The sequence below is a fragment of the Bradyrhizobium sp. STM 3809 genome, from assembly GCF_000239795.1.
In the GTDB taxonomy this organism is placed as follows: Bacteria; Pseudomonadota; Alphaproteobacteria; order Rhizobiales; family Xanthobacteraceae; genus Bradyrhizobium.
Window position 1 is genome coordinate 1 of record NZ_CAFJ01000801.1, and the last position, 16,142, is coordinate 16,142.

Below are 16,142 nucleotides of genomic sequence, written 5' to 3' on the forward strand. Positions count from 1 at the left end.
TTGAACAGCTGGCGCTGGCGCGGGTCCGAATAGGTCGAGTTGGTGATCGCCGTCAGCGGCACGCCGATGACGGTGACGTCGTCGCGGAACTTGGTCGACGGCATCGGCTTGGTGGAATCGTAGAACAGGTAGCCGCCCGGCACGATGCCGGCGACGTCCTTGTCCCAGGTCTGCGGGTTCATCGCCACCATCAGGTCGGTGCCGCCGCCGCGCGCGCCGAGATGGCCGGCCTCGGTGACCCGCACCTCGTACCAGGTCGGCAGGCCCTGGATGTTGGACGGGAAGATGTTGCGCGGGGACACCGGCACGCCGTGGCGGAGCACGGCGCGCGCGAACAGTTCGTTGGCGCTGGCCGAGCCGGAGCCGTTGACGTTGGCGAAACGGACGACGAAGTCGTTTACGCTGCTGAGCGGCGCTTGCTGGGACATGCGGTACCTGCGTGAGTCGTCTCGATGAAATATTTCTGCATGTCCCACGCACCGGTGGGGCAGCGTTCGGCGCACAGGCCGCAATGGAGGCAGACGTCCTCGTCCTTCACCATCACGCGCCCGGTCTTGAGGTCCGACGACACGTAGAGGCTCTGGTCGGGATGAACCGATGGCGCCTTCAACCGTGACCTGAGATCGGCCTCCTCGCCATTCTCGGTGAAGGTGATGCAGTCCATCGGACAGATGTCGGCGCAGGCGTCGCATTCGATGCACAGCGTGTTGGAGAACACCGTCTGCACGTCGCAGTTCAGGCAGCGATGCGCCTCGCCGAGCGCCAGCTTGACGTCATAGCCGAGCTCGACCTCGGCGCGGATGTCCTTCAGCGCCACCACCTTGTCGCGATGTGGAACCTTGAAGCGCTTCTCCGGCGAGACGTCGTTGTCATAGCTCCATTCGTGGATGCCCATCTTCTGCGAGGAGACATGCACCTCGGGCAGCGGCCGCTCGGTGATGTCCTCGCCGGAGAGCAGACGATGGATCGACAGCGCCGCCTCGTGACCCTGCGCGACCGCCCAGATGATGTTCTTCGGTCCGAACGCCGCATCGCCGCCGAAGAACACCTTCGGATTGGTCGAGACGAAGGTCTTCGCATCGACCACGGGCATGTGCCATTTGTCGAACTCGATACCGCAATCGGCTTCGATCCAGGGGAAGGCATTCTCCTGGCCGACCGCGACCAGCACGTCGTCGCAGTCATAGGTCACGTCAGGTTCGCCCGAGGGAACCAGCGAGCGCCGGCCCTTGGCGTCATACTCGGCCTTCACCTTCTGGAAGGTGACGCCGGTGAGCTTGCCATTGTCGTGGTTGAAGGCGACCGGGACGAGATAGTTGAGGATCGGAATGTCCTCGTGCAGCGCGTCCTCTTTCTCCCAGGGCGACGCCTTCATTTCCTCGAAGCCGGAGCGGACGATGACCTTGACGTCCTCGCCGCCCAGCCGGCGCGCGGTGCGGCAGCAGTCCATCGCGGTGTTGCCGCCGCCGAGCACGATCACGCGCCTGCCGATCTTGTCGGTATGGCCGAACGAGACGCTGGACAGCCAATCGATGCCGAGATGAATGTTCGCTGCGGCTTCCTTGCGGCCGGGAATGTTCAGCTCGCGGCCGCGCGGCGCTCCGGAGCCGATGAAGACGGCATCGTAGTTGTCAGCCAGCAGCGTCTTGAGGCTGTCGATGCGGTGCCCGGCCTTGTAGTCGACGCCGAGGCTGAGAACGTAGCCGGTCTCTTCGTCGATGACGCTGTCGGGCAGGCGGAACTTGGGGATCTGCGAGCGCATCATGCCGCCGGGCTTGGGATCGGCATCGAACACGGTGCAGTGATAGCCGAGCGGCGCGAGATCACGCGCCACCGTCAGCGAGGCCGGGCCGCCACCGACCAGCGCGATGCGCCGGCCGTTCTTCGGCACGGGACGCGGCATGCGCTGGTGCACGTCGTCCTTGAAATCGGCCGCGACGCGCTTCAAGCGGCAGATTGCGACCGGGCTCTCCTCGACGCGTCCGCGCCGGCAGGCGGGCTCGCAGGGGCGATCGCAGGTGCGTCCGAGAATGCCGGGGAAGACGTTCGACTTCCAATTGATCATGTAGGCGTCGCTGTAGCGACCCTCGGCGATCAGTCGGATGTATTCGGGAACCGGCGTGTGTGCGGGACAAGCCCATTGGCAGTCGACCACTTTGTGAAAGTAGTCTGGTGCCGAGATATCAGTCGCTCTCATTCCTACCCTGTCCGCGCGGCGAACCCGTTTCGCGCGGCCTTCCTGACGTGAGGACGACTGATGTTCAGGATCAGCAGAGGATCGGTTGAGGTCCGGAGCAGGCCCTGTTGGTCGCCCTTCTGTTTTTTGAATGGCTCAATTCAATAGTCAGATCAGACTAGAGCCATTCCAAGGCGTACACAAAGGCAAATTTGCAACGCGGCCCGTCATGCACAGTGGTGCACTGCCGCATTGCAGGCGCGATGCCGCCATGTGTGCGGTGCGGGACAAGAAGTGACGATGATGAATGCCAGAGTGATGAAATGAGTGGGGCAGGCGAGCTATCACGCACTCAGTCGTCATGCCCGGGCTTGACCCGGGCATCCACGTCTCTCCGAACATGCCGAACGAGGTGAATGGCCGGGTCAAGCCCGGCCAAGACGTGGAGAGAGTGCGGGACTAACTCAGTTGATCGCGATGTCGGCGCGGCTCAAATCCCACATCAGACGATAGATGCCGGCCGAAATCTGGGTCGCCAATGGTCCATCGACCGCGGCGAAGCGCGTCGTCATGAGCGTCGCGATGGCGTGGCTGTCGGTGCCGTCGATCAGGATGAACCAGTCGGCATCGCGCGAGCTCATGGGCAGTTCGGCGGTCGGGCCGGACAGATCAGCATCGCCTTCGAGCAGATGCATCGAGATCACGCTTCTGAGCTCGCTCGGATCGAGCTCGATCTGCAGCGCCTCGCGCAATGCCTGATCCTGTCCCGGCTTCGGCCGTAGCCGGATGATGCCCAGCACGGCGCCGCGGCCGGCGCCCTGGGAGATGGTGATGCGCGCGACGCTGCGGATCAAGTTCTTGAACCGGGCCATCACGGTCTTGGACCAGTCTGTCGGCGCCTCCAGCCGCGCGCGATAGGGCGCGCTGTCGAGCACGTCGATGGTCTCGGTCGAATACAGGCAGAGATATTTCGGGCTGCCCTGCTCGGCGACATAACGCCGCGCCTCGATGAAGCCGGGAATCGCGACGCGCTCCGCGAGATGCTCGCTGTCATACCAGCGGTTGAAATCGGCTTCATGCGCGGCATCGATGTTCATCGATGTCAACAGCATGCCTTTCCCGGCGATGGGCATTTGGAGATGTCCTTGTTCAGCGGCCAAATCCTCATGGTGAGGAGCGCCACTTGGCGCGTCTCGAACCATGAGGCCCGGGATGTCTGGGGCCTCATCCTTCGAGACGCCATGCTGCGCATGGCTCCTCAGGATGAGGAGAGCTGATCATGTGTTTAAGGCGCTGTCGTGCGCGTCGCCATATCGCAGATGGCTTTCATGACCGCATCGCGGATGCCCGGGTCATAAAGATTGTGACCTGCGGCTTCGACGACACGGATTTCGGCGTCGCGCCAGACCTCGGCCAGCCGCGCCGAGGTCGAGGGCGGGCAGAGCAGGTCGTAGCGGCCCTGCACGATGATGCCGGGAATGCCGGCGAGCCTCACTGCGTCGCGCAGCAACTGGTCGGGCGCCATGAAGCTGTCGTGCGAAAAATAATGCGCTTCCATGAACGGCGTCGCCGGCAGTGCGCTGCCGGAGCGGATGGCGAGGCGGTCGAGATGAGTTCGCGCGGACTTGACCTCGGAGAGCGCACGCTCGGTGTCGTGCCACGCGCGCGCGGCCGGGCCGTGGATGGCCGGATCGGGATCGAGGATGCGGCGGAAATAGGCTGCGCATGGATGGGCGCGCTCGGCTTCAGGCAGGATCTCCAGGAAATCGCGATGCAGCGAGGGGTGGAAGCGCGCCAGCGTCGCGCCGAACGCCATCTCGACCTCCGCGCGGGTGCCGAGGAAGGTCGCGCGCAGCACCAGGCCGGCGACGCGCGCCGGATGCGCCTGTGCATACGCCAGCGCGAGTGTCGCCCCCCAGGAGCCGCCGGCGACGATCCACTTGTCGAAGCCGAACCTGGTGCGGATCGCCTCCATGTCGGCGATCAGGTCGGGCAGGGTGTTGTTGTCGCGGCTGCGCGCGGGACGCGAGCGGCCGGCGCCGCGCTGGTCGAACAGCACGGCATGGAAGCGCTCGGGATCGAACAGGCGGCGGTGATCCGGCTGGCAGCCGGAGCCGGGGCCGCCATGCAGATAGACGGCGGGAATGCCGCCGGCGCGGCCCGAGCTCTCGACATAGATCTGGTGGCCGCCGGAAACGTCCAGCCATTCCGAGGTGAGCGGCGCGAACGGGTCGTTGCGGCGCGCGGCGGCGCGGCCGGCTTCGGCGTCAGGCATCGCTGCTCTCGGGCGTGCCGCCGGCGAAGTTGCGATACAGGAAGCGGTCCTGGCCGGAGGCCGCGTCGCTCTCGGCCTGCTTGAAGATGCTCTCGTGCAGCGGCGACAGCGTGCAGGCGGGATCGGTGTTGGCGGCATCGCCGGTCAACGCGAACGCCTGGCAGCGGCAGCCGCCGAAATCGATCTCGCGGAATTCGCAGGATTGGCACGGCTCCTTCATCCAGCCGGTGCCGCGATAGCGGTTGAAGGCCTCGGAGTTCTGCCAGATCCAGGCGATGGAGTTGTTGGAGCGCACCGACATGAAGTCGAGCCCGGTGATGCTCTCGGCGGCGTGGCACGGCAGCACCTTGCCGGAGGGCGAGATGTTGAAGAACTGCCGGCCCCAGCCGCCCATGCATTTCTTCGGCCGCAACGCGTAGTAGTCCGGGACGACGTAGTCGATCGTCAGCGTGCCTTTCAGTCGCTCGCGGGCCTCCTCGACGAGGCGGTCGGTCTCCTCGAGTTGCTGATAGGTCGGCATCAGGCTGGCACGGTTCTTCAGCGCCCAGCCGTAATACTGCACGTTGGCGACCTCGAGCCGGTCGGCGTCGAGATCGACGGCCATCTGGATGATGTCCGGCAGCTGGTGCAGGTTCTGCCGGTGCATCACGGCATTCACCGTCAGCGGCAGATCGAGTTCGCGAGTCCACTTCGCGACCTCGAGCTTCTTGGCGTGCCCGCCCTTGTAGCCGCCGACGCGGTCGGCGACGACGGGCTCGTTGCCCTGGAAGCTGATCTGCACGTGGCACAGGCCGGCATCGGCCAATTCCTTCAGCCGTTCGCGCGTCAGCAGCACGGCCGAGGTGATGAGATTGGTGTAGAGCCCGACGTCGTTGGCGTGAGCGACCAGCTCGACGATGTCCTTGCGCGCGGTCGGCTCGCCGCCGGAGAAATGCACCTGCAGCACGCCGATCTCGGCGAGCTCGGAGAGCACCTTCTTCCACTCGGCCGTGGTCAGCTCCTGGCCGGCGCGGTCGAGCTCCAGCGGGTTGGAGCAGTAGGGGCATTGCAGCGGGCAGCGATGCGTGAGCTCGAGCAGCACGGCGAGCGGAATGCCGAAGGTCTCGGCGACGGAGCCGCGGCGCTCCAGCACGGCGAGGCCGTCATGGCTGTCGACCTGCGGCGTCGTATCGGTGAGATCGGTCATGACGTCGTCTCCCGAACCTCGGTGAGAAAGCCCTTGTCGGCGAGATCCTGCAGCATGGCGACGACATCGGTGGCGATGACGTCGCGCGGCGCGGCGTATTTCGCGGCGAGCTCGTCGATGATGCCGGCGACGCTACGGGCGCCGTCGCACAGCTTGAGCACCTCGACCGCGATCTCATCCGGCGCCAGCACGCGTTCCGGCGCCAGGATCACCCAGACCTGCCGCGTCTCGTCATATTTGAGCTTGGTATGCCGCGGCAGCACCACGCGGCTGGTTTCGGTGACCTGGATGTGACGCGGGGCCATGGCGGGGTCTCTAGCAGCAGCTGTGGTCAAACGGCGCGATTGCGCAGATTCGGAGTTCGGAGCCGCCGCCGCGCCTTCCAGCGTCCTTCGAGACGCCCGCCTGCGGCGGGCTCCTCAGGACGAGGGCGGAGCTTGCGGCGAGATCCCGAACCCTCATGGTGAGGAGCGCCGCTCGCGGCGCGTCTCGAACCATGAGGCCTCGGAACGGGCGGCGGCTTTGCTCCGGCGCAACCACTCACCCCTCCTTCGGCACGAACGCGCCGGGCGGGATGTGGCCTTCCACATACGCGTGATACAGCGCGTCGAGCTGCACCCACAGCACGTTGGTCTTGAAGATCAGCGCGTTGCACACCGCGGCGCGCTGCTCCGGCGTGGTGGCGTGCTCCTTGACGTAGTGGAGGGCGAAATTGGCATCGCGCGGCGCCTGGGTGAGGCGGCGCTTGAAGTAGCTCATCGTGTCGTTGTTGACGAAATTGTAGTGCTCCAGCATGCCCGAGATGCGCTCCTCGTGGATGCTCGGGGCGAACAGCTCGGTCAGCGACGAGGCGATCGCCTCGAGCGGCGAGCGGTCGCGGCAGAAATGCACATAGGCCTCCACTGCGAAGCGCGTCGCCGGCAGGATGCCCTCGGTGGATTCGACATAGGCCGTATCGAGGCCGAGGCCTTCGGTCAGCTTGATCCAGCGCTCGATGCCGCCCTCGCTGCCGACATCGCCGTCGTGATCCTCGATGCGGTGCCGCCATTCCAGCCGGGTTGCGCGGTCGCGGAAGCGGGTCATCACCATCGCGTCCTTCAGCGGGATCGTCGACTGGTAGTAGTAGCGGTTCAGCGCCCAGGCCTGCACCTGGCCCTTGTTGAGCTTGCCGCTATGCAAGAGCTTATGAAACGGATGATGGTTGTGATAGCGCGTCGCGCCGATGTGGCGCAGTGCCGCTTCCAATTCGCTCGCATTGTTCAGCGTCACGCCGCGTCCGATCGACAGCGCCGTCATTCCGCTCAGATTGACCTCACTCACAGTACGATCTCCATCCCTTCAGCGGGGATTTCCCATCCCTCGCGTTCCAACGTTTGCCGCTCGGGTGAGGCGTGCAGCCACGCCGGATTGGAGTTGTTGATGTGCAGGAAGATCTTCCTGCCGATCCCGAGGTCCGCCAGCTGCTTGATCGCGCCGCTTTCTCCGGACATCGCGATATGCCCCATGCTCTGCCCGGTCTTGTTGCCGAGTCCGGCCTGGATCATCTCGTCGTCGCGCCACACCGTGCCGTCGAACAGCACCAGCGGCGCGCCTTTCAATCTCGTTTTCAGGTCGAAGTCGACGTCGGCACAGGCGGCGATGACATAGGCATATCGCCCGCTGTCGACGTCCTCGATCTTCAAGCCCAGCGTATCGCCGGTCGAGGCGCTGCCGCCGGGATGCTGCTTGTCGCGCAGATACCAGGCGCTGGTGCCGGACACCGCGAACGCGGTGATCTCCAGCCCCGACGGCGAGCCGTCCTGCAGCAGCGGGCGAAACGGCACGTCGATCACGATCGGCACGCGCTTGACATTCTCCTCCTTCAGCACATCGAAGATGTTGTTGGAGCGGAGGATCGCAAGCACCTTCGGGTGCGCGTGGATCGAAAACGGCGAGCTTTCGCGCATCGAGAGCAGGCCGGTGATGGCGTCGATCTCGCCATTGGTCAGGATCACGCCCGCGATGGGGCTGTGCCGCAGCGCGCCCGGCTTCGGATGCAGCTGCGGTGCGCGCGTCACCTGCTGGCGCAGATCGGGCGAGGCATTGATCAGGAACCAGTTGGCGCCATCGGCACTGACGGCGACCGAAGCCTGGCTGTTGCAGATCTCGGGATGTGAGGTGCGCGCGGCGCGGCATACGGCGCAGCCGCAATTCCACTGCGGGACTCCGCCGCCCGCGGCGGCGCCCAGGACGACGAGGCGAAGCATGAGCCGTCTCCTGGAATTCAGCTGTAGTGGCGCACGCGAGTACCGGCGGCAGGACAATTCGGCGGCAGCGGACCGGTGGTCACTGTGACCAGCGGTCAGGAGGGCGACGAGGGTGGGACATTCGATCCGCGGACGGGTTGACGCCTCAGCGGCCGCTTAACCCCCACCCTCAAGCGTCGACGTCCGGCCCGGGCGGGACCTGGACGTCACACCCGCCAATTATTTGCGGGCGGCGCAGGCATACATGTTGATTTCCATGCCAACCGGCACTTCAACAATCTTCGGTGCTTTCCAGGCCATTGTCCTCTCCTTCAAGACGGGACGGTTATCGTCCTCACCATTAAACTACCGTGCTACGAAAAGTTCGCCAGTGGAATCTTTTTGTTTGAGCGTCTCAGGCCCGCTTATTGCAGTGCAAAGTCGCAAACGCGAATTGCTACCGTTTTCGCCGGATTGAGCCGCGAAAACAACGAATTCGTGAACGATGGCTTCGCATCGACGTGCTGTTCCGCCATGAGCTTGTGGAGACGCAGCACGGATAAAGCGGTTGTGAGAGGTTCGAGACTTCAAAATCCCAGCGTGTGACCCCATTGGAAACTGACGATGCCTAGATATTTCTTCAACACACGGATCGGCGAAGAACTGGTCTCCGACACCGACGGCGAAGTGCTGCGCAATCCCGATCGCGCCTGGGAAGTGGCGCGCGACATGATCAAGGAACTGCTGCGCACCGAAGGTGGCAATGCCGCGCTGATGACGGCCGTCATCGAGGTCACCGATGAGGACGGCGAGATCGTGCTGGAGTTTCCGTTCTCCGAGGCGATCTTCAGTATGACCGCGCAGTCGATGACGCGGCATTGAGCGCGCCGGAGGCGGCCGCGAAACGAACGCCGCCTCAGACGGAATGACGGGGCCGGACGAGCTCGCCGCTTGTGCTGGCGATGCCCATCTCGAAGCTGTCGGCGATCCGCCGCGCGCGAATGATGAAGAGGTCCGCGAGCTCCGGGGCGAACAGATCCCTGGCCGTCGCCTCGAACAGCTGCAGCCAGCGGTCGAAATGCGGGCCCTGCAGCTCGAGCGCCAGATGCGGCCGCATCGGCGCGCCATTGTAGCGGCCGGTCTTGAGGAACATCGACGACCAGAAATCGCTGATCCGGCCGATATGCTCGTCCCAATCTTCAACCGTGCGGTTGAAGATCGGCCCGATCAGCGCATCCTCGCGGGCGCGGCCGTAGAAGGTCTCGACCAGCAGGCGGATGGCGGGATCGTCGAGTTCCGGATGTTGAACCGCGAGCGGATGACGGTCGGGATGGGCGGCGGCGGGCATGCTCATGACGCTGCATGTAGGGATTGAGAGCGCGGATGGAAATGCCGCGCCGCACCGGGCCTCATGGTTCGAGACGCGCCGAAGACGGCGCTCCTCACCATGAGGGTCAGCGGCGTTACGCGCGGTAGAACTCTCACCGCAACCTCCGCCCTCATCCTGAGGAGCCCGCCGGAGGCGGGCGTCTCGAACGATGGCCGCGGCAGCAGTGCCGCCGCTTGCACAGAACCCGCCGCTCACGGCAGGGTGACGAACTCGACCCAGTTCGGCTTCTTGCCCACCGTGTACGACTTCGCCTTCTCCAGCGCGCCGCTCGCGGCGTCGATCTTGTAGACCGTCATGCCGTTCGACACTTCGCCGACGGCGGCGAGATAGCTTCCCGCCGGATCGATCGCGAAGCCGCGCGGCTGGGTCTCGGTCGGAACGCTGCCGATCAGCGTCACGCGTCCGCTGGCCGGGTCGATCTTGAACGCGGCCAAGGTGTTGGAGCCGCGCTCGGAAGCGTACAGGAACCTGCCATCAGGCGTCGCATGAAGATCCGCCGCCCAGGGCTTGCCGGTGAAGCCTGCGGGCAGGGTGGTGGTGCGCTGCTGCTCGGTCCAGGTGCCCTTGTCGGCATCATAGGCATAGACCGCGAGATCGGCGTTGAGCTCGTGCAGGAGATAGATGAACTTGCCGTTCGGGTGGAAGATGAAGTGGCGCGGCCCGGACTTCTCCGGCGTCTTCACCGTCAGCGCCTCCTTGGCCGTCAGCGTGCCCGTCGCGGCGTCGAAGGCGAAGCCGAGCACCTGGTCGGAGCCGAGATTGGTGGCGAACGCGAAGCGGTTGTCGGGCGAGGGCAGGAAGGCGTGCGCGTTCAGCCCGGTCGGGATCACCTGGCTCGGCGTGGCGACGACGCCGTTGGCCTGCACCGGGTTCACCGCCACCCTGTTGCCGCCATAGGAGGCGCTGAACAGCACCTTTCCGGTGCGGTCGAAGGCGATGTTGGCCATGCTGTCGGCGAGCGGCCCGTTGCTGATGTGGCTGAGCTGGCCGGTCTTGGCGTCGATCGCAAAGCTCTCGGCCTGGAACGGCTGCGAGCGCACCCCGGCGACCAGGACCTTCTTGTCCGGGCTGACCGCGAGCGGGGTCGACGAGCCCGGCTTCTCGACGCCGACGAACGCCGCCGTCTGCACCGCGGTCATCTCGCCGGTCGCGGCGTCGAACTTGAACACGCTGATGTCGTTGCTGTCGGCGTTGCCGACATAGGCGTAGGTCTCGGCGTGACCCAGGCGCGGCGCGAGCGTGGCCGCGGCGGCCAGGACGAATGTGGCGGCCATGATGGTGCCCGATCTGATCATGTGGTTTCCCCCTCTGGTGATGTTGTTGGTTGAGGTCTTAAAGTCGTTTGCGAGGCTTGGCCAAGCCTGTTTCCGGATCGATCGATGCAGGATGGGTATTGATCGGGGGAAGCTTTGGGGCCTCATGGTTCGAGACGCCCGCCTGCGGCGGGCTCCTCACTATGAGGGAAGTGCCGCAATGCGCCGCCTCATGGTTCAACAACCTCAGCCCTCGTCCTGAGGAGCCCGCCGCAGGCGGGCGTCTCGAAGGACGGCCGCGGGCACCGGCGCTCCCGCGGTTCTGCACGACGGGACTGGCGCAGGCGAGGGGCCGCGCCCCTGCATAGCCCCGCTACGCGATGCGCCGCTTTCTCCGTCCTGTCCGCCGCGCTAAGAACGCGGGACCACCACGGAGCCCCCCATGACCGATCTCTGGCGCCTGCCGGCTGCCGACCTCGCCGCCCTCATCAAGTCGAAACAGGTCTCCGCCCGCGACGCCGCAACGGCCGCGCTGGCGCGGCTCGATGCGGTGAACCCCGCGATCAATGCGGTCATCGACCACCGCCCGGAGGACGTGCTGCAGCAGGCCGACGCGATCGATGCGAGGCTGGCGCGCGGCGAGGACCCGGGACCGCTCGCCGGCGTGCCGGTGACGATCAAGGTCAATGTCGACCAGCAGGGCTACGCCACCACCAACGGCCTCAATCTGCAGAAGGACGCGATCGCGTCGGCGCACAACCCGGTCGTCAACAATCTCGTCAAGGCCGGCGCCGTGCTGCTCGGCCGCACGAATACCCCGGCGGTGTCCTATCGCTGGTTCACTAGCAACCTCATCCACGGCCACACCAGGAATCCGCGCGACCCCGGCATCACCCCAGGCGGTTCCTCCGGCGGCGCCGGCGCGGCCACCGCCGCCGGCATCGGCCATATCGGCCACGGCACCGACATCGCCGGCTCCGTGCGCTATCCGGCCTATGCCTGCGGCATCCACGGCCTGCGCCCGACGGTCGGCCGCATCCCCGCCTTCAACACCTGCCTGCCGGAGCGGCCGATCGGCCCGCAGATCAGCGCCGTCTCCGGCCCGCTCGCCCGCACCATCAACGACGTCAGGATCGCGCTCGCCGCGATGTCGGCGCGCGACGTCCGCGATGTCTGGTGGATGCCGGTGCCGCTGGAAGGTCCGCCGCTGCCGAAGCGCGTCACGCTCTGCGTCAACCCCGATGGCCTGAACCCGGTGCCCGAGGTCGTCGCCGCGCTGCGCGATGCCGCCAGGCGCTTGGAGGCCGCCGGCTGGACCGTCGAGGAGATCCTGGACACGCCGCCGCTGCAGGAGGCCGCGCTGCTGCAGACCCGGCTCTGGCTCGGCGACGGCTACGAGGCGCAGCTCGCTGCGGCCGAGAAGGAGGGCGATCCCGGCGCGCTCGCTTGCCTCCGCGGCAACCGTGACAAGGTGCATCCGTTCGACCTCTCGGCGACGCTGGCGCGGCGCGCCGCGCTGACCCGGCAGTGGCTCCTGTTCATGGAGCAGCATCCGCTGCTGCTGCTGCCGGTGTCGGGCATGCTGCCGTTCGCCGACCAGCTCGACCGCAAGGATGAGGAGTCGTTCAAGCAGGTCTGGCACGCCCAGCTGACGCAGATCGCGATTCCGTTCTTCGGCCTGCCGGGCCTGACCGTCTCGACCGGCCTGGTCGGCCGCATCCCGGTCGGCGTCCAGCTCGTCGGCCAGCGATTCCGCGAGGACATGTGCCTTGCCGCCGGCGAGGCCATCGAGGCCGGTGGCACCCCGCCGTCGCCGATCGATCCGGTCGTGAGCTGACGATGGCCAGCATCTATGATTTCACCGCATCCTCGCTCACGGGCGAGGAGGTTCCGCTGAAGCGCTTCGCGGGGCAGGTGCTCTTGATCGTCAACACGGCGAGCGCCTGCGGTTTCACGCCGCAATATCGCGGCCTCGAGGCGCTGCACCGCGCCTACGCCGACAAGGGCTTTGCCGTGCTCGGTTTTCCCTGTAACCAGTTCGGCGCCCAGGAGCCCGGCACGGCCGCGGAGATCGGCGCGTTCTGCTCGACGAAGTACGATGTCACCTTCCCGCTGTTCGCGAAGATCGACGTCAACGGCGCCGAGGCGCACCCGCTGTACAAGTTCCTGAAGGGCGAGAAGACCGGCCTGTTGGGCTCGGCGATCAAATGGAATTTCACCAAATTCCTGGTCGATCGCGCTGGCCATGTGGTGTCGCGCCATGCGCCGACCACCACGCCCGAGGCGTTGAAGAAAGAGATCGAGGCACTGCTGTGAGCGACAACGAGACCTTCACCTTCCCGGACCGCCTCTCGGTCGATCCGAAGAGCCCCTATTACAATGCGGAGATCCTGTCGCGCGACGTCGGCATCCGCTTCAAGGGCGCCGAGAAGACCAATGTCGAGGAATACTGCATCAGCGAAGGCTGGATCCGCGTCGCCGCCGGCACCGCCAGGGATCGCCACGGCAACCCGCTGACCATCAAGGTGCACGGCCCGGTGGAGCCGTATTTCAAGGATTGAGGGACGGGGGCTGCTCCGTCATAGCCCTATCAACGGTCTCTGGCCTGTGAGATCAGCCAAACCGCCAACCCAGAACTCGTCATGCCCGGGCTTGACCCGGGCATCCGCGTCCTTCGTCTCGGCACGACGTGGATGGCCGGGACGAGCCCGGCCATGACGCTGGTGGGGTGGACGGGGCCGAGCCCGCATCTCAGAAAATTTGAGCGACGCTCAAATATTTCTTGAACGTCGCTCACGTTTCGTTACACTCACCCTTGTCCGCCGCGCCGGTATCGGCCCGCCACGCACAACGCGAGCAGCGTTTGCGCGACCGAACCCGCACGCTCTCCAGCGGACCACCTGAGGTAACGACCATGGCCTATTCCGAAACCGACCTCCGCGCCGCAGCGAGCGCCGGCGCCATCAGCCCCGACGAGCTGCAACGCCTGCTGGCCTATCTCCACCAGCGTGCCCCCTCCACCGACACGCCGCGCGCCCAGTTCGATGCCGCGCATCTGCTCTGGTACGCCGGCGCGCTGATCGTGATCGGCGCCATGGGCCTGTTCTCGACCGTCGCCTTCTCGCAACTGGGCGGCCGCGCCCTCACGGCTAGCGCGCTCGCCTACGCCGCAGCCTTCGGCTTCGCCGGCGACCACCTCTGGCGCCGCAGCCTGCGCGTCCCCGGCGGCCTGCTGATCGCCATCGCCGTCTCGATGGCGCCGCTCGCCGTCTACGGCATTCAAGCCGAGTTCGGCTGGTGGGGCAGGTTCGGCAAGCCCGGCACGGTCCAGGACTTCTATGTCTGGATCAAGGGCAGCTGGCTGTTCATGGAGATCGCCACGATCGCGGCGGGCGCGATCGCGCTGCGCTTCTACCGCGTGCCCTTCATCGTCGCGATCATCTCGGTCGCGCTGTGGTTCATGTCGATGGACCTGACGCCCTGGATCTTCAACGTCAGCCATTTCGACTGGGAGATGCGCCGCATCGTCTCGATCTGGTTCGGCCTCGGCATCCTCGTGACGGCCTGGATCGTCGACTACAACAGCAAGAGCCGCGACTTCGGCTTCTGGCTGCACCTGTTCGGCCTGATGGCGTTCTGGGGCGGCATCACCGCCACCGACGGCGCCACCGAGCTCGGCAAGGCGATCTACTGCCTCCTGAACGTGGGCCTGCTCCTGATTGCCGTCCTCATCGTCCGCCGCGCCTACGCCGTGTTCGGCGCTGTGGGCATCACGAAGTATCTCGGCCATCTCGCCGACGTCGTCTTCAAGGACTCGCTGCTGTTCCCGTTCGCGCTGTCCCTGATCGGCGTCGCGGTGGTGGCGGCGGGACTGGCATATCACCGGAAGCAGAAGGTGATCGCGGAGTGGCTTGCGGCGAATCTGCCAGTGGCGGTGCTGAGGTTGAGGCCGCAGCACGGCGAAGCCTGATCCAGTCACGTCCCTCTCCATGAGCACGCGGCTGATGACCCACCTGCAGCGTCGTGCTCGGCGCCTGATCCTCATGGTGAGGAGCGCCGCGCCCATTCGGTCAATTTGAGTTTGCGCCGCCGATCGCGGCGCGTCTCGAACCATGAGGCCCCGCTGGTGGCCTCGCCCTTCGAGACGCCCGCCTTGGGGCGGGCTCCTCAGGGTGAGGGTCTGGCGGTCGACCAGGCGACAAAGTGTGAGATCGAAGTACGCTGGTCATGGCCCGATGTGCAGTGACATACGCAGCGCACATCGTTGAAAAGCTGGAGGCCTTTCGGCCAAGCTCTGCAGCGTCACGGAGCTTGCCCGCCTTCACACGGGACGCCCGGCGGCTCAGCGCCGCGTCGTCTGGTCAGCCAGCAGGGTGTCGAGCAGGAAGCGACACGCCTCATCCTCGCTGGCAAACTCCCGAATGCCGACCTGCACGCCGCGCTCATAGTAGTAGAATCTCCAGACCGGGCCGTCTCGCTTGAGTCGATACTGCTCTTCGGTGGCCCCGACGCCGTCGATGCTGAAGGCGTATTTTGAAATGCCGTGCTTGGCCAGGGTTCGTTTCAGCTCGGAAGTGTTCACGTCAGGGCTCTCAGGTGAGATTTTCGTCACTGCCTCTTGCGCGGCACGCCTCGGCAGACGTTGGAGCGACTGCTTAATCCCAGCAGGAGCTTGGCGACTTGGACGCCCGCCCACATCCCCAGAAGGCCGCCGAGGCCGACGCCGACCAGAACACCCAGCAGCGCGAGGATGCTCCAGTCGTTGTGAATGCCTCCTGGCGCGAAACTGAGGGCGAAAAAGCCGAGCGCCAGCGCCGCGTAGCCGAGAACAGCCGCGCCGAGCGCGCCGCCCACCAGGGCTGTGACGGCAATGAATGATGCTCGCATCGCTGTTGCCACCGACAATCCTTGCAGCGATCCCCGACTGAAAATTATCTCACCAACTGTCGGGACTGGCCAGCCTGCATCGTCCTTCGAGACACATGCTGCACGTCTGCAGCGAGCCGTCAAATTCGAACCAGGAGCAACATCCATGCGGATCACCGTCGAAACCACCGTCGCAGCCCCGATCGATCAGGTCTGGCGCGCCTATACGACGCCGGCCGATATCGCGAAATGGAACGCCGCCTCGGACGACTGGCATACGACCAAGGCCACGGTCGATTTGCGCGAGGGTGGGGCGTTCTCGTCGCGGATGGAGGCCAAGGACGGCAGCATGGGATTCGACTTCGCCGGCACCTACACGAAGGTGGTCGAGCACAAGCTCATCACCTATGCGTTCGGGGATCGCAAGGCCGAGGTCCATTTCGAGCCCGGCCCGAACGGTGTGGTCGTGCGCGTCGTGTTCGATGCGGAGACGACCCATTCGGTCGAGCAGCAGCAGGGCGGCTGGCAGGCGATCCTCGACAACTTCGCGCGCCATGTGGAGGCGAAGCGCAAGGCGTCGTGAGCGTGCGGCTCGGTGCGACGGGCGCCGCAAGCGGCGTCCGCTCTTTGCGCTTGACAAATTCCGAAAATCAGCAATGATGCGTGCCATCCTGCCTCATGCGGAGGGGCGTACGCGTCGTCACGAACGTCGGGGCAGGGATGCGGTGGCCGTGAGGATGTCGGGAGACGACCGGCATCGTTACGGACGGA

Annotated in this window: 19 protein-coding genes; 6 read left to right on the plus strand and 13 right to left on the minus strand. The window is 65.7% G+C overall.

What is annotated here, in order from left to right:
• The 9 genes from BRAS3809_RS33860 to pqqA form a co-directional block, all read right to left on the minus strand.
• A partial coding sequence (locus BRAS3809_RS33860; protein ID WP_035660400.1) for a 2-oxoacid:ferredoxin oxidoreductase subunit gamma family protein occupies positions 1 to 428 on the minus strand: 428 nt, incomplete at its 3' end.
• Positions 398 to 2,197 (minus strand): FAD-dependent oxidoreductase, encoded by a 1,800-nt coding sequence (locus tag BRAS3809_RS33865; protein WP_035660403.1) that lies wholly within the window; start codon positions 2,195 to 2,197, stop codon positions 398 to 400. The genes BRAS3809_RS33860 and BRAS3809_RS33865, both read right to left, overlap by 31 nt.
• A 443-nt stretch (positions 2,198 to 2,640) precedes the next feature.
• A complete protein-coding gene (locus BRAS3809_RS33870; protein ID WP_008966522.1) occupies positions 2,641 to 3,309 on the minus strand; it encodes a DUF4286 family protein in 669 nt (222 codons plus the stop codon).
• Between the two features lie 152 nt (positions 3,310 to 3,461).
• Complete coding sequence (gene pip, locus BRAS3809_RS33875) at positions 3,462 to 4,451, minus strand: prolyl aminopeptidase (RefSeq protein ID WP_008966523.1); 990 nt, start codon at positions 4,449 to 4,451, stop codon at positions 3,462 to 3,464.
• Positions 4,444 to 5,637: a pyrroloquinoline quinone biosynthesis protein PqqE gene (gene pqqE, locus BRAS3809_RS33880; RefSeq protein ID WP_008966524.1), complete on the minus strand. Its 1,194-nt coding sequence runs from the start codon at positions 5,635 to 5,637 to the stop codon at positions 4,444 to 4,446. Before pqqE ends, pip begins: the two co-directional genes overlap by 8 nt.
• The gene (gene pqqD / locus BRAS3809_RS33885) at positions 5,634 to 5,942 is read right to left on the minus strand and encodes a pyrroloquinoline quinone biosynthesis peptide chaperone PqqD (protein WP_008966525.1); all 309 of its coding nucleotides are present in this window, start codon (positions 5,940 to 5,942) and stop codon (positions 5,634 to 5,636) included. Before pqqD ends, pqqE begins: the two co-directional genes overlap by 4 nt.
• Positions 5,943 to 6,177: 235 nt before the next feature.
• Entirely contained in the window at positions 6,178 to 6,933 is a 756-nt protein-coding gene (pqqC, locus tag BRAS3809_RS33890) for a pyrroloquinoline-quinone synthase PqqC (protein ID WP_008966526.1), read from the minus strand.
• A 20-nt stretch (positions 6,934 to 6,953) separates the two neighbouring features.
• Complete coding sequence (gene pqqB / locus BRAS3809_RS33895; protein WP_008966527.1) at positions 6,954 to 7,883, minus strand: pyrroloquinoline quinone biosynthesis protein PqqB; 930 nt, start codon at positions 7,881 to 7,883, stop codon at positions 6,954 to 6,956.
• Between the two features lie 219 nt (positions 7,884 to 8,102).
• Positions 8,103 to 8,183 (minus strand): pyrroloquinoline quinone precursor peptide PqqA, encoded by an 81-nt coding sequence (gene pqqA / locus BRAS3809_RS35470; protein ID WP_012029362.1) that lies wholly within the window; start codon positions 8,181 to 8,183, stop codon positions 8,103 to 8,105.
• A gap of 303 nt (positions 8,184 to 8,486) precedes the next feature.
• On the opposite strand from pqqA, the gene BRAS3809_RS33900 reads away from it, so the two are divergent.
• Complete coding sequence (locus tag BRAS3809_RS33900; protein WP_008966529.1) at positions 8,487 to 8,744, plus strand: DUF6894 family protein; 258 nt, start codon at positions 8,487 to 8,489, stop codon at positions 8,742 to 8,744.
• Positions 8,745 to 8,778: 34 nt separating this feature from the next.
• Here BRAS3809_RS33900 and BRAS3809_RS33905 read toward each other — a convergent pair whose 3' ends face one another.
• Together BRAS3809_RS33905 and BRAS3809_RS33910 are read right to left on the minus strand one after the other, a co-directional pair.
• Positions 8,779 to 9,216: a group III truncated hemoglobin gene (locus BRAS3809_RS33905; RefSeq protein WP_008966530.1), complete on the minus strand. Its 438-nt coding sequence runs from the start codon at positions 9,214 to 9,216 to the stop codon at positions 8,779 to 8,781.
• 227 nt (positions 9,217 to 9,443) lie between these two features.
• On the minus strand, positions 9,444 to 10,547 hold the full coding sequence (locus BRAS3809_RS33910; RefSeq protein ID WP_008966531.1) for a lactonase family protein: 1,104 nt from the start codon (positions 10,545 to 10,547) through the stop codon (positions 9,444 to 9,446).
• A gap of 400 nt (positions 10,548 to 10,947) precedes the next feature.
• On the opposite strand from BRAS3809_RS33910, the gene BRAS3809_RS33915 reads away from it, so the two are divergent.
• From BRAS3809_RS33915 to BRAS3809_RS33930, 4 genes are all read left to right on the plus strand, one after another.
• Positions 10,948 to 12,342, plus strand: a complete 1,395-nt coding sequence (locus tag BRAS3809_RS33915) for an amidase family protein (protein WP_008966532.1) — start codon at positions 10,948 to 10,950, stop codon at positions 12,340 to 12,342.
• A 2-nt stretch (positions 12,343 to 12,344) separates the two neighbouring features.
• Positions 12,345 to 12,821 (plus strand): glutathione peroxidase, encoded by a 477-nt coding sequence (locus BRAS3809_RS33920; RefSeq protein ID WP_008966533.1) that lies wholly within the window; start codon positions 12,345 to 12,347, stop codon positions 12,819 to 12,821.
• Entirely contained in the window at positions 12,818 to 13,066 is a 249-nt protein-coding gene (locus tag BRAS3809_RS33925) for a DUF3297 family protein (protein ID WP_008966534.1), read from the plus strand. Before BRAS3809_RS33920 ends, BRAS3809_RS33925 begins: the two co-directional genes overlap by 4 nt.
• Before the next feature lie 353 nt (positions 13,067 to 13,419).
• Entirely contained in the window at positions 13,420 to 14,475 is a 1,056-nt protein-coding gene (locus BRAS3809_RS33930) for a hypothetical protein (protein ID WP_008966535.1), read from the plus strand.
• 372 nt (positions 14,476 to 14,847) lie between these two features.
• Here BRAS3809_RS33930 and BRAS3809_RS33935 read toward each other — a convergent pair whose 3' ends face one another.
• Together BRAS3809_RS33935 and BRAS3809_RS33940 are read right to left on the minus strand one after the other, a co-directional pair.
• On the minus strand, positions 14,848 to 15,087 hold the full coding sequence (locus BRAS3809_RS33935; protein WP_008966536.1) for a hypothetical protein: 240 nt from the start codon (positions 15,085 to 15,087) through the stop codon (positions 14,848 to 14,850).
• A 26-nt stretch (positions 15,088 to 15,113) separates the two neighbouring features.
• Positions 15,114 to 15,404 carry a hypothetical protein gene (locus BRAS3809_RS33940; RefSeq protein ID WP_139017505.1) on the minus strand — a complete coding sequence of 97 codons (291 nt, stop codon included), beginning with the start codon at positions 15,402 to 15,404 and terminating at the stop codon, positions 15,114 to 15,116.
• Between the two features lie 133 nt (positions 15,405 to 15,537).
• On the opposite strand from BRAS3809_RS33940, the gene BRAS3809_RS33945 reads away from it, so the two are divergent.
• On the plus strand, positions 15,538 to 15,954 hold the full coding sequence (locus BRAS3809_RS33945) for an SRPBCC family protein (protein ID WP_008966538.1): 417 nt from the start codon (positions 15,538 to 15,540) through the stop codon (positions 15,952 to 15,954).
• The last annotated feature ends 188 nt before the right edge of the window (positions 15,955 to 16,142 follow it).